General features: G+C 30.7%; 19 protein-coding genes and 1 pseudogene. 12 read left to right on the top strand and 8 right to left on the bottom strand.

Annotation, left to right across the window (positions count from 1 at the left end; genetic code table 11):
* Positions 1 to 155: 155 nt before the first annotated feature.
* The 3 genes from FND99_RS02420 to FND99_RS02410 form a co-directional block, all read right to left on the bottom strand.
* The gene (locus FND99_RS02420) at positions 156 to 551 is read right to left on the bottom strand and encodes a hypothetical protein (protein ID WP_144336414.1); all 396 of its coding nucleotides are present in this window, start codon (positions 549 to 551) and stop codon (positions 156 to 158) included.
* Positions 552 to 885: 334 nt separating this feature from the next.
* The gene (locus FND99_RS02415; protein ID WP_144336413.1) at positions 886 to 1,884 is read right to left on the bottom strand and encodes a hypothetical protein; all 999 of its coding nucleotides are present in this window, start codon (positions 1,882 to 1,884) and stop codon (positions 886 to 888) included.
* A 4-nt stretch (positions 1,885 to 1,888) separates the two neighbouring features.
* A complete protein-coding gene (locus FND99_RS02410; protein ID WP_144336412.1) occupies positions 1,889 to 2,158 on the bottom strand; it encodes a hypothetical protein in 270 nt (89 codons plus the stop codon).
* A 631-nt stretch (positions 2,159 to 2,789) separates the two neighbouring features.
* Here FND99_RS02410 and FND99_RS02405 point away from each other — a divergent pair.
* The 6 genes from FND99_RS02405 to FND99_RS02380 are packed head-to-tail and all read left to right on the top strand — an operon-like array spanning position 2,790 to position 9,719.
* A complete protein-coding gene (locus FND99_RS02405) occupies positions 2,790 to 4,865 on the top strand; it encodes an N-6 DNA methylase (RefSeq protein WP_144336411.1) in 2,076 nt (691 codons plus the stop codon).
* Positions 4,866 to 4,897: 32 nt separating this feature from the next.
* Positions 4,898 to 6,331 (top strand): restriction endonuclease subunit S, encoded by a 1,434-nt coding sequence (locus FND99_RS02400; protein WP_162615528.1) that lies wholly within the window; start codon positions 4,898 to 4,900, stop codon positions 6,329 to 6,331.
* Between the two features lie 4 nt (positions 6,332 to 6,335).
* Entirely contained in the window at positions 6,336 to 7,169 is an 834-nt protein-coding gene (locus tag FND99_RS02395) for a hypothetical protein (RefSeq protein ID WP_144336409.1), read from the top strand.
* A gap of 1 nt (position 7,170) precedes the next feature.
* Complete coding sequence (locus tag FND99_RS02390; protein ID WP_144336408.1) at positions 7,171 to 7,614, top strand: hypothetical protein; 444 nt, start codon at positions 7,171 to 7,173, stop codon at positions 7,612 to 7,614.
* Between the two features lie 59 nt (positions 7,615 to 7,673).
* Complete coding sequence (locus tag FND99_RS02385) at positions 7,674 to 9,023, top strand: restriction endonuclease FokI C-terminal domain-containing protein (protein WP_144336407.1); 1,350 nt, start codon at positions 7,674 to 7,676, stop codon at positions 9,021 to 9,023.
* A 60-nt stretch (positions 9,024 to 9,083) separates the two neighbouring features.
* The gene (locus FND99_RS02380; protein WP_144336406.1) at positions 9,084 to 9,719 is read left to right on the top strand and encodes a hypothetical protein; all 636 of its coding nucleotides are present in this window, start codon (positions 9,084 to 9,086) and stop codon (positions 9,717 to 9,719) included.
* A gap of 84 nt (positions 9,720 to 9,803) precedes the next feature.
* Here FND99_RS02380 and FND99_RS02375 read toward each other — a convergent pair whose 3' ends face one another.
* On the bottom strand, positions 9,804 to 10,841 hold the full coding sequence (locus FND99_RS02375; protein ID WP_144336405.1) for a hypothetical protein: 1,038 nt from the start codon (positions 10,839 to 10,841) through the stop codon (positions 9,804 to 9,806).
* A gap of 94 nt (positions 10,842 to 10,935) precedes the next feature.
* On the opposite strand from FND99_RS02375, the gene FND99_RS02370 reads away from it, so the two are divergent.
* Complete coding sequence (locus tag FND99_RS02370) at positions 10,936 to 11,169, top strand: helix-turn-helix domain-containing protein (protein WP_144336404.1); 234 nt, start codon at positions 10,936 to 10,938, stop codon at positions 11,167 to 11,169.
* A 1-nt stretch (position 11,170) separates the two neighbouring features.
* Here the strand turns inward: FND99_RS02370 and FND99_RS02365 are convergent, their stop codons facing one another.
* The gene (locus FND99_RS02365) at positions 11,171 to 11,665 is read right to left on the bottom strand and encodes a hypothetical protein (RefSeq protein ID WP_144336403.1); all 495 of its coding nucleotides are present in this window, start codon (positions 11,663 to 11,665) and stop codon (positions 11,171 to 11,173) included.
* A 4-nt stretch (positions 11,666 to 11,669) separates the two neighbouring features.
* On the bottom strand, positions 11,670 to 12,824 hold the full coding sequence (locus FND99_RS02360; RefSeq protein ID WP_144336402.1) for a site-specific integrase: 1,155 nt from the start codon (positions 12,822 to 12,824) through the stop codon (positions 11,670 to 11,672).
* 670 nt (positions 12,825 to 13,494) lie between these two features.
* On the opposite strand from FND99_RS02360, the gene FND99_RS02355 reads away from it, so the two are divergent.
* From FND99_RS02355 to FND99_RS02335, 5 genes and pseudogenes are all read left to right on the top strand, one after another.
* Positions 13,495 to 14,319, top strand: coding sequence for a helix-turn-helix transcriptional regulator (locus FND99_RS02355; RefSeq protein WP_144336401.1), 825 nt, complete (start codon positions 13,495 to 13,497; stop codon positions 14,317 to 14,319).
* Positions 14,320 to 14,811: 492 nt separating this feature from the next.
* Positions 14,812 to 16,113: a TolC family protein gene (locus FND99_RS02350; protein ID WP_246074156.1), complete on the top strand. Its 1,302-nt coding sequence runs from the start codon at positions 14,812 to 14,814 to the stop codon at positions 16,111 to 16,113.
* Positions 16,114 to 16,189: 76 nt separating this feature from the next.
* Positions 16,190 to 17,239, top strand: coding sequence for an HlyD family secretion protein (locus FND99_RS02345; RefSeq protein ID WP_144336399.1), 1,050 nt, complete (start codon positions 16,190 to 16,192; stop codon positions 17,237 to 17,239).
* 1 nt (position 17,240) lies between these two features.
* On the top strand, positions 17,241 to 18,824 hold the full coding sequence (locus FND99_RS02340) for an MFS transporter (RefSeq protein ID WP_144336398.1): 1,584 nt from the start codon (positions 17,241 to 17,243) through the stop codon (positions 18,822 to 18,824).
* 345 nt (positions 18,825 to 19,169) lie between these two features.
* Positions 19,170 to 19,697: pseudogene (locus FND99_RS02335) on the top strand (HAD family hydrolase); the annotation flags it as partial.
* 246 nt (positions 19,698 to 19,943) lie between these two features.
* On the opposite strand, the gene FND99_RS02330 reads toward FND99_RS02335, so the two are convergent.
* Together FND99_RS02330 and FND99_RS02325 are read right to left on the bottom strand one after the other, a co-directional pair.
* Positions 19,944 to 20,531, bottom strand: a complete 588-nt coding sequence (locus FND99_RS02330) for a hypothetical protein (RefSeq protein ID WP_144336396.1) — start codon at positions 20,529 to 20,531, stop codon at positions 19,944 to 19,946.
* A 45-nt stretch (positions 20,532 to 20,576) separates the two neighbouring features.
* Positions 20,577 to 21,233, bottom strand: a complete 657-nt coding sequence (locus tag FND99_RS02325) for a 3-keto-disaccharide hydrolase (RefSeq protein ID WP_144336395.1) — start codon at positions 21,231 to 21,233, stop codon at positions 20,577 to 20,579.
* Positions 21,234 to 21,523: the final 290 nt, after the last annotated feature.

The raw sequence follows: 21,523 nt of genomic DNA, 5'->3' as shown, positions 1-21,523 counted from the left end.
AAAAAGATAGTTAAGTTTCAGAATTTATATTTTATTATTTTTCAAATAAAATTATCTCTTCAGTTTTGGCGAAGTTCTTTTTACTTCTTTTGCTATTTTTAGCCAAGATTGTATTCCCTAATCCGTTACCTTGGGATTTTATAAAAGATCAATTTTTAGTAGATACGCATAACTGCTCTATTCTTTTCTTCAGTTGACCATTGAACCTGCCACGCTCTACCGTCAATTTGGTCAATCATGATAAAATTATATATATTGGTTGTGGGGTAAAGAAAAAATCTACCATTTCTCTCTTCTTCTTTATTTACTAGGGATATGTCGGATAGTATCGTTTCAAACCTGGTTTCGTTTTCAGTGCTCCATTGAACTTGTCGCATCTGTCCGTTTCTTGTATTCAATTTTATAAATGTATACATATTTCGTGTCGCGAAAAGCCTATATGTAACATCACTGTCTGTAGAAATGTTTTGAATAGGAGCTTGTGATGTACTTTGCGCAAACGAAATCGTTGCAAATAATACAAAAATCAATGTGATTAATCTTGTTTTCATGGTGATTATATCGTTAGGTTCTTGAATTACTGGCGGGTCGTTATATGCTGACCGCTAACTAAGTACTAATATACAATCAATTTAAGCTGGTTTTTATAGCAGAAAGCTATAATTTGTAATTAGCATAAAATTATTGCTTAAAAGCTTATATTTTTAAGTTGTCAAGATGTTCTTATAACAAGTAAAAGGATTAATATAATTAGAAACTTGTCTAGGTAGTTTTTACTTATGTTAGGGATCAATCATACTTATCATTTCAAAGTTGGTTTACTTATATTCGCTTATCCTTTCTTGTAGTAGGTTAGTTGATTTATTCTAATAAATATTACTCTTATTATACTAAACTGTCTATTTTTCGTTTTAACGCTTGATATAGTTCATTTTTATAATCGATCTTTTTATCTAAGAACATTTCGTAATTTTTAAAAAAAGCTTTGGTTTTTGTAGTTCTGTTTGTAGAGGTATTAGTAAGTTCAAATTTTTCTAGTTCTCTGAGAAAGCCATTTTTTCTTATTCTTTGGAAGTTTAAATATTTTTCAGAATCTCTCTTGCCTAGCTTAGTAGAATCGATAATTTTTTCATCAGAAATTAAATCTATAAATTGGATAGCCTGAAAGCGATTTATTAATTCTAGATTTATTTCTTCCCAATTAATAATTATGTTGTTAAGAGTTTTTGCTTTTGTTTTATAAAAATCCATTCCAGAAACTTTTTTTATGACTATTTCGAAACGGAAAAACAAAAACTTTTTATGTACATTCATTTTGATGGGATTTTCTCGGAAATTTTTATCATTCTTATTTATTTCTAGATATTTTTCATAAAATTTATATTTGTAAATACTATCTTTCCCTTCCTTTGTTTTTTTGCCTTTAAAATAAACTGTAGTTCCATCAACTTCTCTGCTGAAAGTGCGATGTCTAGCAAAACAATTAATAACTTCTTTAAAATCAGATTTTAATAAGAGTGTGACACCGCTTTCTAGTTGAGTTACTCGAGCATTTAATAAATCTTGTTCTCTAATTCCTATTTTAACGCTTAAGAGTTTAATACAATCTTTTAGTTGAGTTGGAGTTAGGTTTCTTCTGGTGTTTTTTCCAAAATACCATTTTCTTATACTTCCATTGAAACCAATGGTAAACTTGTCCTTTTCATCATCGTAATATAGCATTAGAGTTATCTCAAATGGTCTTTTAACTTTCGCTTTTTCGTTAGAGATTTCTCTGCTAAAAATATGTCTATTGGGAAATTTACTAGGTCTATAGTTTCCCCATAAGGGATAATCATTTACAACAGTAAATTTTGATATCTTTATTTTAATTCGATCTACCATTTGATTATTTTTTTAGGATGAATTTTTCCAAATCGTTTCGTCTGATTAGAATTTTTCCATTACGATTTCTTTGATTAGTTTTTAAACCTTTTTTTCTGTAACTATCAATGATTTTTCTGCTTAATCCGAATTCGGTTTCAATATCATGTATCGATAACCATTCTTTATTAAATTCAGGGCGATCTGATAATTCCAATAATAGTCTTCTTGTTTCAATAACACATTTAACAAGATTACTGTAGACTTTTTTGTCAATTAAAATTTTTGTACACATAGTTTTTCAGTTTTATACTTTTCTATGATAATACTCGGATAACAATATTTTTGTTTGATTAAAGTGAAAAATTAACACCTGTTTTTTTTTAATCATCACTTAATCAATCACTTACGTAGAGAGAAAAAGATTACATAATTAAAATCATTTTTTGAGATATCTTCAGGAATTTTATGTGAAATTATATGGAGATTTCCCATGAACAGATCGTTGAAATTGTTTGAAGAAATATTGTTTTATGTATTATGAAAACTAGCATTTAAATACATAAATAGTATGATGCTGAATATCTAACTTGCCATCCAGATTTCTATACAAGTTGAGTAATTCTGCATTGATTTTAAAACAATAATAATTTTCTTCATTTGTTACAACGTAAAACTTAATTAAGGCTGTTTTAGTTTAATTACAACTAAAACCATATTAAAGAAGTTAGAAGAAAGATATTTCTCTATTTTTTAAATTTATATTGTTTACTCTTCCATATTTAATCGATATTTTAGCACTTTTAATATCAGGGTCAATTTCCAGAATAATTGGGGCTTAATGCCAGCCAAATAAATATTTAAAAGAACAACTCTAAGATTATTAAAAGTGTTGTAGAATTATCAAGTCAACGAAATAAAAAAAAATGAAATTATCCGAATTCCTAAAGGACTCTAATTATAAACTCTCTCAATTTTCAGACAGACAGATCGCTGAATTTGAAAACACAATTTTTTTCAAAGATTTAAAAGAGAAGCAAATTCCTTACATTACTTGCATTGTTAGAAAAAAGGAAATTAAGCTAACTCCTGAAGAAGCTGTTAGACAATTATATTTGATGAAACTTACGAAGGATCTAGGTTATCCAACAGATCGTATTGAATTGGAATATGCGGTTTCTTTTGGTCGTGAAAAGAAAAGAGCAGATATTGTAATTTTTGATAAAGATAAAACCACTTCTCCATATATTATGGTAGAGTTGAAAAAACCTAAACTTAAAGATGGTAAAGAACAACTAAAATCATATTGTAATGCTACAGGTGCGCCAATTGGGGTATGGTCTAATGGAGAATCTATTTCATATTATCACAGAAAAGATCCCAATTACTTTGAAGACATATCCGAATTACCCGCATCACATCAAAAATTATCTGATATTCTAAAAGACCGTTGGACAATAGATGATTTGATGGCTAAGGATAAATTAGTTACCGAAAGAAAATCTTTGAAAGATCTAATTAGAGAAATGGAAGACGAAGTTTTGGCAAATGCAGGTGTAGATGTATTTGAAGAATTATTCAAACTGATCTTTACCAAGTTGTTTGACGAAATGGAAAGTGGAAGAAATAGAACTCGTCATTTAGAATTCCGAAATTATGGCGATACTGAAAGTGAATTAAAAGAAAAGCTTCAAAATATTTTTGATAAAGCTAAAAACAAATGGGCAGGTGTTTTTTCTGAAGACGCTCGTTTGATGCTTACCCCTTCGCATTTGTCGGTTTGTGTTTCTTCTTTGCAAGATGTGAAACTTTTCAATTCGAATTTAGAAGTAGTCGACGAAGCATTTGAATACTTGATAAACAAAAGCAGTAAAGGAGAAAAAGGCCAGTATTTTACACCTAGATATGTGATCGATATGTGTGTACGTATGCTGAATCCTACAAAAAAGGAAACGGTAATTGATACAGCTGCAGGAAGTTGTGGTTTTCCTGTACACAGTATTTTCTATGTATGGGAACAAATTCTGAAAGAAAAAGGTTTAACAAAAAGTCATTTATTTACATCAGAAGAAAAGCCTACTGAATGTACCGATTACGTAGTAAACAATGTATTTGCAGTAGATTTTGATGAAAAAGCTGTACGTGTAGCACGTACTTTAAATCTTATTGCGGGTGACGGACAAACCAATGTTTTACATTTAAACACATTGGATTACGAGAGATGGGATGAAAATACAAAAGATGAAGATTGGATTGATACTTATAACGAAGGTTGGAAAAAACTAAAAAATTTACGCACCCACAAAAACAGTAATCGTGATTTCCAGTTTGATATATTAATGGCAAATCCGCCGTTTGCGGGTGATATCAAAGAAAGTCGCATTCTGGCTAAATACGAATTGGGTAAAAAACCTGATGGAAAATATCAAACCAAAGTAGGTCGTGATATTTTATTTATAGAGCGCAATCTAGATTTCTTAAAACCAGGTGGACGTATGGCAGTTGTCTTGCCACAAGGTCGTTTTAATAACAGTAGTGACAAGCAAATTCGCGAGTATATTGCGGATCGTTGTCGCATTTTGGGTGTAGTAGGTTTGCACGGGAATGTGTTCAAACCACATACAGGCACTAAAACATCAGTACTATTGGTACAAAAATGGAATGATGATTCTAAAGCTGGCGCTTTATGCCCTAAAGTAGACGACTATCCTATTTTTTTTGCTACCATGCAAGAAACTAGTAAGGACAATAGCGGTGAGAAAATCTACGTGAGGAAAAGGGATTATCCTGTATCCGCTCGTATCACAAATAATGAAGAATTAGAAGATGTAGCTGTAGATGTGTATAATGAAGTTGCAGAAGATCTGGACCAATATTTACTTGACACACACGGACATTTGATTGTAAAGCACGATTTGTTTAACCATGATCAATTAACACAAGACGGTATTGCAGAGGCATTTGCTGAATTTGCAAAAAAAGAGCGATTAAGTTTTTTTTAAATAGCCCTTTCAACGAGCAACGTTATAACGAATTGTTGAAAGGGCTTGAGATAAATGAGGTTTTACTCCAAGAAGTTCTTTTTAATAAGGACAGAAGAATAGATACTCAATTTTGGACAGAAAAAATATACTATAATCCTAAATTAAATTATGAAAGAATAGGTAATTGTTTAGAAAATGCACAATATGGCATTTCTATTTCTATGAATGAAGAGGAAAAAGGTTACCCCATTTATAGAATGAATGAAATACATAATATGTTGTGTGATTTAGAAGTTAGTAAGAGTGCTGATATTGATTTAAATGAATTAAAAACATTTAAGTTAAACAATAAGGATGTTTTATTTAATAGAACAAATTCTTTTGAGTGGGTTGGTCGAACAGGTATCTATTATAAAAATGAATTAGATAATCGTGATTATGTATTTGCTTCTTATTTAGTTCGATTTATACCCAATCAAAAAATCATTTTGCCAGAATATTTAACTACCTTTTTAAATACTAAATATGGTATTATTGATATTAAAAGAAGAGCCCGACAATCAATAAATCAAACAAATGTAAATCCTGAAGAAGTTAAAGAGATAAAGATACCATTACTAAGACTAGAATTACAAAAATCAATATCTAATAATTTTGAAAAAGCACATAAAAGTCTTATTATTTCCCAACAAAAGTACGCTGAAGCAGAAACTTTGTTATTAGAAACTTTAGGATTACAGGATTTTGAACCTTCTACAGAAGCCGTAAATGTCAAATTTTTTAAAAGTAGTTTCATTTCAACAGGTCGTCTTGATGCTGAATATTATCAGCCGAAGTATGATTCAATTGAAGCAAAATTTAACGAATTTAAAAGAATCCGATTAGGTAATTTAGTTGAATATCCTATCTCAAGTGGTGTTACTCCTAAGGCTGGTGGTGACGATTACACAGATGCTTTCGATGGAATCCCATTTATTAGAGCCGTTGATTTGCAAAATGGGCAAGTAAATCCAAATAATTTTAATTACATAAAAAGCCCAATTCATGATAATTTATTAAAAAGAACCAAACTGAAGCAAAATGATGTTTTGTTCTCAATTGCAGGTACGGTTGGTAGAACTGCAATTTTCCAACATAAATTTGAAGCTAATATAAATCAAGCTGTTGCAATATTAAGATTTGAGGAAACTTTAGTTAATAGAATGTATCTAGTGGCTTTTTTTAATTCAAAAATAGGAAAGCTTTTTGTTTCTAAATATTCTAGACAAGGATTGCAAACTAATTTGAATTTGAATGAAGTAGCAGACTTATCAATTCCAATTATCGAAAAAGAAATTCAAGAAAAAATAGCCAGTTTAATTAAAGAAAGTTTTGCAGTAAAAGCAAAAGGTGAGCAATTATTAGAAGTTGCAAAACGTGCTGTAGAAATCGCTATAGAAGAGAATGAAAAAAATGCTATGACATTCATTAATCAAAATAGTTAAAAAGATGGCTACAATAAGTCAAGAAAACATAAACCGTTGGATTGAACAATCTGATATTGATTATATTGGGCATTATATAAAAGCTTGGATTCCTTTTAATGCTTGGTATAATAACACATTTCAAACACTTTCAACAGATAGGGAAAAAATAAATGAAATTAAAAATAATGCTAATACAGTTCGAAATGCAATAAATACTTTAATGGAAGGAGATTCTTCGCTCTCAATGGAGTTTAAAAGTTATTTAGCATCCTTAATTTTTCACACAGCTGAGCTAAATATACAAGGTAGAGATGGTATCATCAATTTTGAGAATATAATAAGGGTTAAGAATACTATAAATCAAAAAAATGAGCCCTTTAATAGAAACCAATATTTTTTGAGAAGAACAGATGGAACCTATATTGGTAACGTCACTCAGTTTCAGATAAATGTTAAAAAACTTTCTGACAACTCAAGTATTTTTAGTTATACTCATAATGATTATGACATGGAGCATTTACTAAATTTCCCAGCTTATCAATCTTTATCTGCTCAAGTGCAAACACAGGTACGATTGTACTTTCAAGAATTATTACCTTTTACTAAAATATCTGTAATTGAAACCAATACTATTGAAAGTCCAAAGAATTATTACCAGTGCGATAATTATAGATTAAAAAGAGATACTTCGAATACAACTTGCTATGCACATAATATTGTAAAATCTTTAATTGAGATACTATATCAGTTACGAAATGTAGTATTTCATGGTGAATTGGTTCCAAATCGCGATGCGCAAAAAGTCTATTCAGCAGCATTTCACGTTTTAAAAATAATTTTAGAAAAATTAAGGTAATATGAAAAAAATGTTTACACTTCGTGGTGTGAGTCATTGTGGTAAATCTTCAAAAGTAAAAGATATTGCAAATTGGATTTTAGCAAATTATCCTCACGCTATCAATCATGGGATAGACTTTACGAAGGGAGATATATTAGGCGTTGTACAAATTAATAAGCTTAAAATTGGTTTTGTATCAGCTGGAGATGATTTGGATTGTATATTAGGGAACGATTCTATTTTAGAAATAGATTGCACTATAGATATTATCGTTAATACTTGTCGCACCAAGGGGATTTCTCGTAAACATCTAGCAGATAATTATAACTTTTCTACAGGTTGGCTGATTAAAAACATTTTTGTCACAAAATATGATCCTCCAAATCCTTCTCTAGAAAGTATTAGGGATTTAAAAATTATGGAAGAATTAAAAAGTTGGCTAACTGGATTAGAAAAATTATGACTATTTGATTACTGTTCATTGCCAACATTTTTAAATATGTTTATAACCAGCATAGATTTATGATACCAAAAGACAAAATACAATTAGTAAACACTATTTGGGATAATTACATCAAAACAAATAGAATAGTTCTTGATGCAAAAGGAAAAGAATTGGTTAATATCGATGAAGCAAGACGTTTTGCAATTATTGAATTAAAAAAAATTATCGATGAATTTCAAAAAGGGAATTCGAATATTTATGAATTTAAAACAAGTATAGATAGTTATAATAAACGAAATAATCTTTGGGGATTTACGGCAACAAAAGGCCAAATGTTTTTTAACCAGCTAGTTAAAAACAATGAAACGAATATTGAAAATTTGACGTCATTATTAAAACAATGTATTGCTATACCTAAATCAATAGAGGAATCATTATCTAAAATAGGGACATTAGAAAAACATTGTGCAACTATTTACAATAAAGCAAAAGATAAACGAAAAGTACCTAATCCTGGTTCGGTTAGTTATTTTCTATCCTATTTTTGGCAAATTCAAGATGAACAAAAATGGCCTATTTTATACACTTCATTAATTAATGCTTATTCAGAACTGGAAATTTGGAAAGAAAGTGCAAACCAAGTAGATACATATAAATATTTTTACGATTTAAATGATGAGATAAAAGAAATTTTAAGAAATCATTCTCAGAGAGAAATAACTAATTGGGATGCAGAGCATGCTTTTTGGAATTTTAAAGGAAATCCCAATAAACCAAATTTAAAAGCGCCAAAAAAAGAAGGGCATAACATTATAGCCGGAAAAGAAATTGAAGAAGAAAAAATAATTACTGTTAACGCTTCATTTGATTTATCAGATTATCTTATTCCTAAAGTAGCAAAGTTAATAGAATTAGGTAGTGAGATAAATAAATCATCTTCATCCAAAGGAAACGCTTATGAAAAGCTAGTAAGTGAAATTTTTAAACAACTGGATTTTGATGTTGAAATATTAGGACAAGGAAGTGGACGAAATCCTGATGCTATTATTAGATATAGAGAGGAGAATACTGCTTTTTTAGTTGATGCTAAAGCATATACAAATGGATATAGCTTAGGTATTGATGATAGAGCCATTAAGGAATACATTAATCATTATTGTCCAAAATTACAGAAAGAAGGATATAAGAAAATAGGGTTTATAATAGTGAGTAATTCATTCAAATCTAATTTTGATAGTTTTATCAATGAGATAACTTGGAATACTGACATTAAAAGATTTATTCTATTATCCTCCGAAGCATTACTGTATTTATTGGCTTATAAAACAAAAGATCGAATTCCACCTGCTACAATCATTGATGCTTTAGTAAGTCTTGGTAACCCAATTGAGTCTAAGAATATTATTGAAGAGTTTGATGATTTTTAAAATTAAAAAATAAAGCGAATTATTTTTTTTTAAAATTGTCATAGCTAATAACAATTATCGATGAAACAAAGTCCAAATTTCAATACTCAAGTTTATAATACAATTAATAATAATGAAACTACTCTGGAGGAATTAAAAGCAATTGAACCTATATTAATAGAGAATTGTAAATCAAGTATAAAACAAATGTATACTTTCTATTTTACAACTGTTGTTTTGATATTTATTTGGTTTCTTGTTGATTGTTCTATAATTAAGGAAATAAATTTTCTTGATGTTAATTTAAAAAATAAAAAAGTTTTACTTGTGGGGATTTCTTTTCTGTCTGTTATTTGTTATTATTTTACTATAACATATATGGCTTTTAATCAGTTAATTGATGCCGGATTGAAACAAATTCAATACAAAATATATCCAAATTTAAGTAAAAGTTCAATTTTGGAATTAACAATATATCCTTCTCTCATAGAATTGGAAAGTATAAAAGCGAGATTGTCAAATGACTCTTTTTTAAGTACCGCAGGGTTTATATTTGTATCCATTTTATTTATGTTTTTACCATTAATAGCCAATGGGGTTATTTGTTACAAACTTTTTTTTTCTAACTCTATTTCATGCTGGTTTCCAATTTTGTATTTATTCATTTTGATTAAGATTTTCTGTAATATCATTTTCTATTTTCATCAAGTCCAATAAATTAAAGTTAGTAAGGATTTGTAAAGCGATAATGTTTTTACAAATGGAAGGAATGGGTAAGTAAATTTGATCATCATTTTTTGTCTATATTTTTTTCTTTGCTACCCCTTTAAAATTACTAATAATTGCTGTTGATATTTCAATCTTGTAGACTTCTTTTTCTTCGATTTTTCTGTTTAAATATATCCCAATGATATTATTGTTATTCTCGAAATTATAATAATCTTTGGTTTTCTCTACAAGTTTAAAATCGGAATTATTTAATTCAAGAAGAATTTCATCTAATAGTTTTTTTTGAGAAAATTCAAACGAAGTTATTCTTAAATCTTTTCCAATTCCATTATCCCATCCCATATAACTTTCGATTAATTGATCAGAATTTTTATAAGAGTACCATTCATCAACAGGCTCTAAGTTTTTAGGATATTCAACAAATTTCCAATCAGAATTTAATACTGTAGATACTTTATCAGAAGAAGTTTTAGATATTTGAAGCAAGTCGGATAATTTGGTCAATAGACTAATTTTTTTAGTTGTATTGCTTTTTGAGTTAGAAATATTATCTAAAGGGTTTGTCTTTTCAGGGACTATTATTTTTCTTTCGTTGCTCCCTGATAGATAGCTACTATTAGTTTTTTTGTTTATAATCACATTAATGGAGTAACAATTCTTTGGTAACGGGTAGTCATTATCAGATTTCGTTTGTATCGTTACAATTCTATTTCCATCTTCATACATTGAATTAGTTGTGGGTTTTCCTTTTAAGGCAAAGCCTTGATAGATTAAGTTTTTAGTAATCCTATTTAATAAATCCTTATCATCAGAAATAAAATTTGTAAGCCAAAATTTTTGTCCAGTGTCTAGATCCATCTTGCCACACTTTTTTAGAACTTGTTTCTTGTTGTCTCTATCAAATGTAAAAGTATATCGTTCTGTAACAAAACCTTTTTCTGATGTATCCTGAATAGGAGGTTGCAACTTCCAAGTATATTGCAATTCATTAACCATTTCTTTTGCGTTAAGCTCCGAAATTTCTAATAAATCTTTTAGATTGTTGACTTGTGAATTACCTCGTATAGTGGGGAAAACAATTATTAAAATTGTAAATATTAAATGCTTCATATGTTTACTTTTCAGCTAAAATAATAAAAAGTATATTATATGCGGTTTATTTTATGAGGTAAATTTTATGCGGTAAAATGTCAAATTTCGTTTAATGGAAAATTTGGACAAAGATATAGACACTATAATCCTGCAAATTGCTGAAAAGATTAAAGCATTAAGAAAAGAAAAAGGTTTCACTAGCTATGAAACCTTTGCCTTCGAGTACGATATTAATCGAGTTCAATATTGGAGAATTGAAAAGGGTAATAATATTACACTTAAGACCCTAATCAAAGTTCTCGCAATTCATAATTTGACTCTTAATGAGTTTTTTAAAGATTTATAATTTATGTAAGTCTTATTTTAGAAATTCGCTTGTGTCTTTTTTTATCTTTAAATTCTTTGTGTTTCGTTATATAGTGTATAGTTTTTTCATATTCAAATGAAGTGAGTGATTCTTCTATATCTTTAGCGTCCATTTTTGGAATTTCAATTTCTGATAATAAAAAGTTCATGCAATTTTCGTATTCTTCACAACTTAAGTTTCGCCCTAGAGATGTTTGGTAATACCAATCGCTCAAATTACCTTCTACATATAAAGTACCATAAACATTATGCTTGGAAAAAAGTATATAAATTCGCATGTAGTATATTTTGTTTTTATTACTGCTATTATAAAATTTAGTTTTATATAGAGTTTTCTTTTTTGTTAGGTAAAGCAAGCCATGGCTAAATTTATATTTAGTTTTACTAGTCGGAGCTAACTTCCATTTTATTTCTTTTTCATTTAGATAATAATTTTGGGAACATATTTTTATGTTATAATTTTTAATATTTGCCATTGTTTTAGTTTTTAGAGTTAAAATTTACATTATTCATTATGTTTTTCATCTGAGTAACATCTACGCCAGTATAAGAATAAGTTTGACTTAGTTTTTTATGTCCCATCATTTTAGAGATATAAAATACATTTACATTATTATTTAATAATGTAGTACCAAAGGTGTGACGAGCAAGATGGAAATGAAGTTTCTTTTTTATTTCAGCAATTTCTCCAATTGTTTTTAAATATCTATTTACAGTTTGGTTTTCTATCGTAGGGAAAATGTTTTCATCATCTTCTCTTTGATTGTAAAATTTGCAGATTATTTTTTTTGCATTAACATTAACTGGTACTTTTAAATCTACATTGGTTTTAATTTGCCTTAAAGTGATTATTCCATTTTTATAGTTTTCTTTTTTCAAAGCAACAACATCGCTAAAACGCATTCCAGTATAGCAACTGAATAGAAACATATTTCTGGTTAGTTCTAGATGCTTTTTTAAAGAGAGATCACATTTGATAATTTGATTAATTTCAGGAACTGTTAAATATTCCTCTCTTATTCTAGGAGAAACATTCTGTAATCCTTTCCAAGATTCGTTTTTTAGAACATCTAATTTTACCGCTTCTTTCAAAGCCCTTTTCAGAAACTTAATCATATTGTATCTTCCACTATTAGTTTCAATTAAATAGTTGTCAAATTCAATCATAAATGAATAATCGATTTCTGAGAGTTTTAAATTTGGCTTAAAATATTTCAGTTTCTTTCCTAAGGTTACATAATGTATTTGCGTACTTTCTTTTATAGTAAGAAAATGTCTTTTACAAAATGATTCATAAAATTTGGAAAACAATAGATCATCTTCTGAATCGGATTTTCCATTCCAAAAATTAGAAATCTCATCTTTAGAAAGTGATTTACCAAGGCTTTTACTTTCCCGAATAAAGTCTTCAAGTTTTTGCTTCTTTTTTTTAATAACAGCATTTAGATTTCCAAATCCTTTTCCAATACCTTGTTCGGTATTTTTATCCCAATACTTTTCTTCTATAAACTCAGAAGAAGAGAATTTTTGCGTTACATTATTCCGTTGTAATACAATGTGAATTGGGCAAGTTCCGTCTTTTCGGGTTTTGTCCGTTCTTAAAACAGCTCTCACTGTAAAATAATTTGTTTCCATATAAATGTATTTTTTAATTATATTTTTAATAAACTCTAGTAAGCTTTTTTTTCTCTCACGGAATTTTCGGCTAAATTATAAATATAAATCTTACAAATAATGCTTAATCAATTGATTTATTGGCAATTGCATTTTTTATTTAAATCCGAAATACCGAATCAAGGCTGATTAATTTAACATTTTTAACGTTTATTAACACTTAAATCTTACAGGAATAAGTGTAAAATGTATTTTTGGAGTGGGTAAATAGTCTTTTGTAGTAATAAATAATTAATAAAGTTATTTTATTGAAATTTACAGGAAACATCCCCTAGACCATTCCCTGTAAATTTTCAACCTCTGTAAAGTATTGGATTTACTAACAATTTATTGATAAGTTCGAGTCCCGTCCAGACCGCTTAAATTTAAAAATGCCTTTCTTAACGGAAAGGCATTTTTGTTTTTGTTATTTAACAAAGTTTTGTATTACTCACTCTGATTTGTCATTTCGACGAAGGAGAAATCTCCACAAGAAGCTCCACAAAGATTGGATTATAGCGACGGAGCTACTTACGGAGATTTCTCCTTCGTCGAAATGACAAACGTTGTGGAATTGAAATTTGGAATTTCAGATATTGGAATTTTAATTTTCTCTATCTTTAATATCACAAATGTGTTTTATTAAACTTCAATGGAACATTCAGGTCAAAAACTAGACAAGTATTACATCAAGAAAGTAGATGCCGATAAAAAAAGCATTTATTGTCACCATGATTTGATGGGAGAATTGTTCATTCCGCCACACAGACACGTTAAGGCGCAGATGTTGTATGCTGAGGGCGATGTTGTTTTCGTGACCACCGAAACCAAAACCTATTTTTTGCCAGCAAGACATTTTATCTGGATTCCGAGTGGAGTGGAGCATAGTATTGAGCCAAAATCGGAAAGTGTGACAATGCGGAATTTATATTTTCCGGTAGAAAAAGACGAAGATGATTTTTATAAAGTAGAAGGCATTTATCCGGTCAATAATTTACTCTTGCAAATGATGCTTTTTACCAATCGATGGAACGGCGATCTTAAAAAAGGAACTCCAAATTTTGCTATTGCTAAAGCGATTAAAGCGATTCTTCCGCAAATTTGTGCCAACAATCTACCGTTGGAATTGCCACAACCAAAAGACAAACGACTTGGGAAAATTCTACGTTATATCGAAAATAATCTCGGAGAAACAATTTTATTTGCCGATGTTGCTCATGAATTTGGTTATAGCGAACGCTCTTTGTATCGCTTGTTTCAAAAAGATCTCCAAATGTCCTTTATTCAATATTATACCATTCGAAGAATTTTAAAAGCGATAGAACTTTTATTAGAAAGAAAACTTTCTGTAAAAGAGGTAGCTCAAGAAGTTGGCTATAATAGCGTTCCAACTTTCAGCAATACATTCTTCAAGATTTTAGGCCAAAGACCTTCTGATTACTTAAATGGTGAGGAGATTTTGGAACGAGTTAAATAAAATTATTTCACGCAGATTTAAAAAGATTTAAGCAGATCGTGCAGATAATTTTAACACATAGAAACATAGTTTTTCGTTGTGTTGAAAGACGCTTCGCTTTGTATTAATACACATAGAGCTATGCGTAAATGATGTGTCATTTATTTTTAATCTTTTATGCAATTAAAATAAACCTATGTTTCTATGTGTTAAATAATTACTGATTTTGTATGGAAAAAAAATAAAATCAGCGTACATCTGCTTAAATCCTTTTTAAATCTGCGTGAAACCTCCTAAAAGAATCTATTTTACAACAAATTGTTTTTCAGTGTTTTAATATAACGTTTTCGAAAAATGCAATTTTAACGTTTGTCCGAAATGAATACGTTATTGACTTTTTAGAATTATCAGTCATCGTAAAAATGAAGGAACTTTGCAGCATAAAATATTTATGTATTCATGTTCCTTAAAACAACAAATTCTACAGACGATTGTTTTCCCAAAATCCTGTTGTTGCTTCTAATTTTCTTAGGTTTTAGTGGCTTACAAGCACAGGAAATTCATTCAGTTTCATTGCAAGAAGCTTTGAAATTGGCAAAAGAAAACAACAAAAAAATCCTAAGATCTCAACTGGAGGTTACGTTTTCAGAGCAAAACATCAAAGAAAGAAAAGAACTTCGACTTCCTGATGTGCAACTGAACGGGATGTATTCCAGAATTACGAATATTACCGAATTCAAAGGAGACGGTTTCTTGAATGGGAAAGAAGTGACAAAGGCAATTCCTGAAATTTATGAAGTGAATTCGACTTTTAAAATGCCCATTTATGCAGGTAATAAGATTAATAACGCTATCAAAATTGCCAACCAAGAAAACGAAATTGCCAAAATTAAAACCGAAAAAACTGAAAATGACATCGAACTTGAAGTTGTAGCAAATTATCTTTCAATTTATAAGATGATGGAACTTCAGAAGATTTTTGAAGAAAATATCAAAGAAGAAAAAAGCCGTTTGAAAGAAGTTCAGTCACTTCAAAAACATGGAACGGTTACGAAAAATGAAGTTATTCGTGCCGAACTACAGCTTTCAGATCGTGAGTTGAACGCGCTTACAAATTCTAAAAACATAAAAATTGCGCTTCATGATTTGAAAACCTTAATTCAGATTCCGGAAAACGAAGAAATCGCAATCGACACAACGTCAGCTTTAGATGAAATGAATGGTTTGGATCCATATGATTTTTATATGAATAAAGCGTTTCAAAACGAAGAAATGCGAATTGCAAGCCAAGAATTAGACATCAGCAAAACGGAGCTGAAAATGGTTAAAGGAAATTATTTGCCAAGCGTTCATTTCTTCGGGAATTATGGTTTTTATTATCCTAACTATAAATTTTTTCCGCCAAATCCGTATTTGTACACTTTAGGACAAGTCGGGATTGCAGCCACTTTTGACCTTTCGTCTTTGTATAAAAATAAAACCAAAATGGATCAGGCAAATACTAAAATCGAATGGCAGAAAATGCAGTCTGAAATTGTAAAAGATCAAATTCAGGACAAACTGTATAAAGAACATACGCAATATCAAGAAATCCTTGAAAAGTTTGTGGTAGTTGATAAAGCTTTGGATTTGGCCAATGAAAACTACCGAATCGTAAAACTGAAATACTTAAATCAACTGGTTTTAATTACTGAAATGGTTGATGCTGATAATGCTTTGCTTCAGGCGAAATACAATAAAATTTCTACCCGATTGGATGCGGTTTTAAAACATTATGAGTTGCTTCATACTGCAGGGATTATGCCTCAGAGTTAAATATTAGACTTGATAGAAGAAAGAAGCAAGAGGAAAGATTTTTAAAAAAGAACTAAGATAAAAGAGAATAAGAAAGATGGTTAAGATAAAAAATGAAACTAAAAGAAATAAAACGTTTCATATACTGATAACAATTATTGCGTGCGCGCTTGTGGCAAGTGGTGTTATTTTGGGAATTTGGTTTTATGTGTTCAACAGAAACCACGAAGAAACCAATGACGCGCAGGTTGAGCAATATGTAACGCCAATTATGTCACGAATTACGGGTTATGTGCAGGAAGTTCGTTTTAACGAAAATCAGTTTGTTCATAAAGGTGATACTTTGGTCGTAATTGACAATCGTGAATATCAATCAAAATTAAATGTGGCGCTTGCCGATGTTCAAAATGCAAAACAAAACAATGTTGTGGCGCAAAAAAATGCAGTAACAACAGCAAGTGCAACGGCTATTAATGAATCGCAGTTAGAGGGTGCAAAATCGAATCTGTGGAAAACAAAACTAGAATACGAAAGATATAAAGCTTTGGTAAAAGATGAAGCAGCAACTTCACAACAATTAGAAAAAGTAAAAGCAGATTACGAGTCGGCTCAGGCACATTTTGAAGAAATGAAAAACAGAATTCATTCGGCTACTTTAAGTACATCGGTTGCAGAAGCGAATGTGCCGACAACGCAAACGAATATAGCATCAAAACAAGCCGTTGCTGATAATGCAGCCTTGTTTCTTTCATACACTATAATTACAGCTCCTTATGATGGTTGGGTTGGAAAACGAACGTTGCAACCAGGACAATTAGTAAAAGAAGGTCAATCACTGCTTTCAATTGTAAGCAAAGAAAAATGGATTACCGCCAATTTTAAAGAAACACAATTGCAGTATTTAACCGTGGGGCAAGAGGTTGAAATTAAAGCCGATGCTTTGAGCGACAAAACTTTTGTGGGGACAATAGCTTCGTTGTCGCCAGCAAGCGGGGCTAGATTTTCGCTTCTTCCTCCGGATAATGCAACCGGAAACTTCGTTAAAATTGAGCAAAGAATTCCGGTTAGAATTCAATTAAAAGACAACGACAAACTAACCGATTTTTTAAGAGCGGGAATGAATATCACTGTGATCGCAGCACACTAAAATGGAAGATAAAAGTATTTTTAAATCCTGGGTTCCAAAATGGGCAATCATTACAATTTTGTTTGTCTGCCTTTTGCATTCCATGATTTTATTGGGAGTTTATACTTCAAACGTCACCTACGCAGCAAGTTTTCTGGACATTGAGCCCGAAGATTTGCAGTTTGCGATGTGCGTTACGTATGGAACTTTGCTGGCTACGATTTTGATAGAAAGCCGATTTTCGAGTTTTTTTCCGGCAAAAAATTACCTAATGGCTGTTTATTCCTTAATTGGGATTACGATTGTTTCATCGGCATATATCACCAATTTTTATCTTTTTTTAATGCTGAGAATTGCCGAAGGAATCTTGATGGCGCTTCCGGTAATTACAATCCGACAATTGTTGATCGAGCAGTTTAATTCGAAAAACGCCATAATAATTGGTTTTTCGTTTTATTACGGTTCGCTATTATTGTCAACGCCTTTTATTATGAACATTGCGGTTTGGTTTCTGGATCATTACGACTGGAAATACATGCTTTATGTTTCAGGTGGATTACAGGTTTTGAATGTCTTTTTAATCTTAGTTACTTTTCGTGGGCACCGAATCACAAAGAAAATTCCGTTGTATCAAATCGACTGGATGAGTTATTTTTTGGTTTTAACTGCCATTCTTTGCGGTGCCTACTTTTTTGTGTATGCGGAGAAAAAATACTGGTTTGATTCTTCTGAAATGGTTCTGATGTTGATGATTGCCTTGATTACGGGTGGTTTATTCATATTTAAAGAACGTTTAGTAAAAAGACCCACTTTTGATTTTGAAGTTTTTAAATACGCCAACCTCCGAATCGGGTTTTTACTGTTTTTCCTTTTTTACATCAGCAGAGCTACGTTGAGTCTTTGTCACTCAGCAATGTTCTCCATTTGGAATTGGGATCCATCGCGCGTTGCGGGCGTGCAATACATTAACGGACTAGGAAATGTAATAGGTTTGATTTTAGCGGCTTATTTTCTGATGAAATCCGTTTCAACCAAAATCATTTTTATAATTGGTTTTACGCTCATTGCTATTTTCCACTTCTGGTTTACGTTTCTTTTTGTGCCAGATGTTGCGCTGAGCGATATTATCATTCCCTATATTTTGCAAGGAATCGGTGTTGGGTTTTTATTTGTTCCGCTCATCTTATTTACCACATCATCGGTTCCTGCAAAAATGGCGGTTTCTTCGGGAATTGTTGGGGTTTCCGGACGTTTTTGGGGAAGTACGATTGGTTTTTGTGTGATGCAGAATGCGGTCGTTTTTCTTAATAAAAAACACTTTTTAAAACTAAGTCAGTTTGTAACCAGTGAAAACCCGGAAGCGCAACAAACTATTGCTTCAACAACACAAAGTTTTATGGCAAAAGGTTATTCTGCAGATAATGCGAATACTTTAGCCTTGAAAAAAGTCTTCGGAACAGTTGCCAAACAAGCGACTTTACTGGCCGATATGGAGATTTATACGGTTGTTGGTTATGGTTTGCTGGTTTTGATTATTCTAATTGCGTGTAATCAGCATTTGAGACAAACTATGACTTTGGTTAAAAGCAAGATTTGGATTGGGTAGAGATTTTGTTTCAGGTTTAATGTTTCAAGTTTTTACCAATCTTTGTTGATTATTCGCGCAAAGACGCAGAGTCGCAAAGTTTTATTTCACACAGATTTTAAATGATTTAAGCAGATCAGCGTAGAAAATTATTAAAATTAAATCTGCAAAAATCTGCAGAATCTGCGTGAAAGAAAACCCTTTAAATCTTATTAATCTGTGGCTTTAAAATAAATCTTTGCGCCTCTGCGACTTTGCGAGATTAAAACAAAATCTTAGCGAATCTCCGCGAAAAACCTCCGTGAATCTCTGTGGAATAACACTTTATTCCCCTATCTTGCACTCGTTAAAAAACAAAAAAATAAAATGAAACAGCAATGTGTAATTTTTGATATGGATGGTGTGATTTCACATACCAATCCGCATCATGTAATCGCTTTTAAAAAGTTTTTCGATAAATATAATATTCCGTACACGAAAGAAGAATTTGAAGAACATATGTACGGAAAACACAATAGTTATATCATGACGCATTTTTTCAAACGCCCGATTGCAGGAGAAGAACTTCTAAAACTAGAAGACGAAAAAGAAGGAATGTTTCGTGAGATTTACAAAGACAAAGTCGATACGATTCCGTATTATTTAGATTTTTTAAGCGAATTAAAATCACGCGGATTTAAAACGGCGGTCGCAACATCGGCGCCACGTGCGAATCTGGATTTGATCATAAATACTTTGAAAATTGCAGACAAAATGGATTCTATGATGTCTAGTGAAGATGTGAAATTTCATAAACCAAATCCCGAAGTATATTTGAAATCGGCAGAGCGTGTTGGTGTTTCTCCTTCTGATTGTGTCGTTTTTGAAGACTCTTTTTCGGGTGCTTCTGCAGGATTAAATGCGGGAATGAAGGTGGTTGGCGTTTTGAGTACGCATACAAAAGAAGAACTTCCGCCATGCGATTTTTATATTAATGATTATAGTGAGATTAATGTGGATAAGATAATTGAGTTGTTAAACAGCTAAATTCTAAAACCATATAAGAAATATAAGTTCATTTAAATAAATGAGTAAATTAAATTGCCTCCAGTTTTAACTGGAGGTTTTTGTGTTTTAAAGGGAATGGCTTTAGCCGAAAAATTACTTCGAAATTATTGTTTTCCAAAGTTGATTTTTTTCATCAAGAATATAAACCTCATTTGAGTCTAAACGAATAAACTTTTTAAGCTTGATTTTCTCAGGAAAAACAATCTTGCCAAATTGGCTCATTTTTCCATTTTCCATTTTAAGGATTTCTATTTTTTTTCTTTGGTCAGTTGATGGATCATTATAAACGATAGAAAAGTTAGTGTTTTCTATTTTTAGAGGAAATCCATCTAAAGTTAAGCTTTTGCACTCTTTCTTGTTTAGCAGGATATAAAATTCTTCGTTGTAAGTAAATTTATTTATTACAAAAATGTCAGTATTCATGATATAACCTAATTCCTGAAATTCGACATAATTCTCATCTGAATCATCATTGCAGAATGAGGTTTTTAAATTAGTATTGCATTGATAAGTAATACATTTTGGTTTTTTCTTGGGTAGTTTACTCCTTACAAGTTTAGTTTCAATAAGTTTTTGAGGTTCTATTTTTTTTGAAACTTTTAAAAATGTGTTTTCAGAATATTTCTGCGCATTAACACAAACTGTAAAAATCAAAGAGCAAATCAAGATTATGTTTTTCATGAAGTTTCTCATGTTAGCTTTTTCATAAGATTTTCGACTAAATCTTTACTCCTTAGAAATGTTTTTTATCTGGATATTTCTAAAATCAATTGGAGAACGCTCATAATTCAAAGAAATTTTACCTTCGGTCGAAGAAGCTTCAGTGCATTCATTTACTAGTTTTCCGTTCAAATATTGCTTTATTTTTCCGTTTAAAGATTTAATGACAACCAAATTCCATTCGCCATACGGTTTTTCGTTTTCTAAAAACTTAGGAGAAACCACACTTGCGCCAGCTTCGACCAATTTTCCGTTTACTTTTGCCGTAACTTGATCTAAAAAAATAAAATCTCCAGTAACGTTTTCTTTTATTTGAAATTGAATTCCTTTTGGCCAGATTCTGTCAGAGGCGTCTAATGGAATATTATACATAACGCCACTGTTTTTTACACCTTTCATTTTGTATTTTTCGTCAAGATTCCATCTGTATTCAAGCTCAAGCTCAAAGTTTTTATAGCTTTTTTTGGTCATCAAACAACTCGGGTCTTCACCGTGCATACGAATCATTCCGTCTGTGAACTCATATACTTTTGATGGTTCTTGTTGTGCTGTATTAGATTTTGTAAAAGCATACCAATCGTTTATTTCTAAACTTTTTCGCTGAACGAGACATGAATTTAGAACTAAAAGAAGAAGAATAGCAAAAGTTGATTTTTTGAACATAACGATAAGTTTAAGGCGAATTTGATTTGCTTGATGATTTATTAGAAAGTAAAAATAACGATACAGACTAATATAAAAAATAGATAGTTGAGGTTTTTTGTTTTGAAAATTTAATATCCATTTTCACTATCATAATCTTCATTTTTGTCATTCCGAGGAACGAGGAATCTCTGCAAGAAACTCGACAATCTAAATCGACAATCTTTGTAGAGCTACTCGTGGAGATTCCTCGTTCCTCCTTTAGATTTGTTTTTTGAAATTTTGAGTAGATTTATGATTGAGAAAGGAAG

Source organism: Flavobacterium daemonense (assembly GCF_007341385.1).
Classification (GTDB): domain Bacteria; phylum Bacteroidota; class Bacteroidia; order Flavobacteriales; family Flavobacteriaceae; genus Flavobacterium; species Flavobacterium daemonense.
This window is presented reverse-complemented; position numbering and strand designations above follow the sequence as displayed.

Coding starts and splice junctions, on each gene's coding strand:
- FND99_RS02345 (WP_144336399.1), top strand. CDS start 16,190: ATGGTTAAGATAAAAAATGAAACTAAAAGAAATAAAACGTTTCATATA.
- FND99_RS02380 (WP_144336406.1), top strand. CDS start 9,084: ATGAAACAAAGTCCAAATTTCAATACTCAAGTTTATAATACAATTAAT.
- FND99_RS02395 (WP_144336409.1), top strand. CDS start 6,336: ATGGCTACAATAAGTCAAGAAAACATAAACCGTTGGATTGAACAATCT.
- FND99_RS02370 (WP_144336404.1), top strand. CDS start 10,936: ATGGAAAATTTGGACAAAGATATAGACACTATAATCCTGCAAATTGCT.
- FND99_RS02375 (WP_144336405.1), bottom strand. CDS start 10,841: ATGAAGCATTTAATATTTACAATTTTAATAATTGTTTTCCCCACTATA.
- FND99_RS02340 (WP_144336398.1), top strand. CDS start 17,241: ATGGAAGATAAAAGTATTTTTAAATCCTGGGTTCCAAAATGGGCAATC.
- FND99_RS02410 (WP_144336412.1), bottom strand. CDS start 2,158: ATGTGTACAAAAATTTTAATTGACAAAAAAGTCTACAGTAATCTTGTT.
- FND99_RS02390 (WP_144336408.1), top strand. CDS start 7,171: ATGAAAAAAATGTTTACACTTCGTGGTGTGAGTCATTGTGGTAAATCT.
- FND99_RS02385 (WP_144336407.1), top strand. CDS start 7,674: ATGATACCAAAAGACAAAATACAATTAGTAAACACTATTTGGGATAAT.
- FND99_RS02405 (WP_144336411.1), top strand. CDS start 2,790: ATGAAATTATCCGAATTCCTAAAGGACTCTAATTATAAACTCTCTCAA.
- FND99_RS02330 (WP_144336396.1), bottom strand. CDS start 20,531: ATGAAAAACATAATCTTGATTTGCTCTTTGATTTTTACAGTTTGTGTT.
- FND99_RS02360 (WP_144336402.1), bottom strand. CDS start 12,824: ATGGAAACAAATTATTTTACAGTGAGAGCTGTTTTAAGAACGGACAAA.
- FND99_RS02355 (WP_144336401.1), top strand. CDS start 13,495: ATGGAACATTCAGGTCAAAAACTAGACAAGTATTACATCAAGAAAGTA.
- FND99_RS02325 (WP_144336395.1), bottom strand. CDS start 21,233: ATGTTCAAAAAATCAACTTTTGCTATTCTTCTTCTTTTAGTTCTAAAT.
- FND99_RS02415 (WP_144336413.1), bottom strand. CDS start 1,884: ATGGTAGATCGAATTAAAATAAAGATATCAAAATTTACTGTTGTAAAT.
- FND99_RS02365 (WP_144336403.1), bottom strand. CDS start 11,665: ATGGCAAATATTAAAAATTATAACATAAAAATATGTTCCCAAAATTAT.
- FND99_RS02420 (WP_144336414.1), bottom strand. CDS start 551: ATGAAAACAAGATTAATCACATTGATTTTTGTATTATTTGCAACGATT.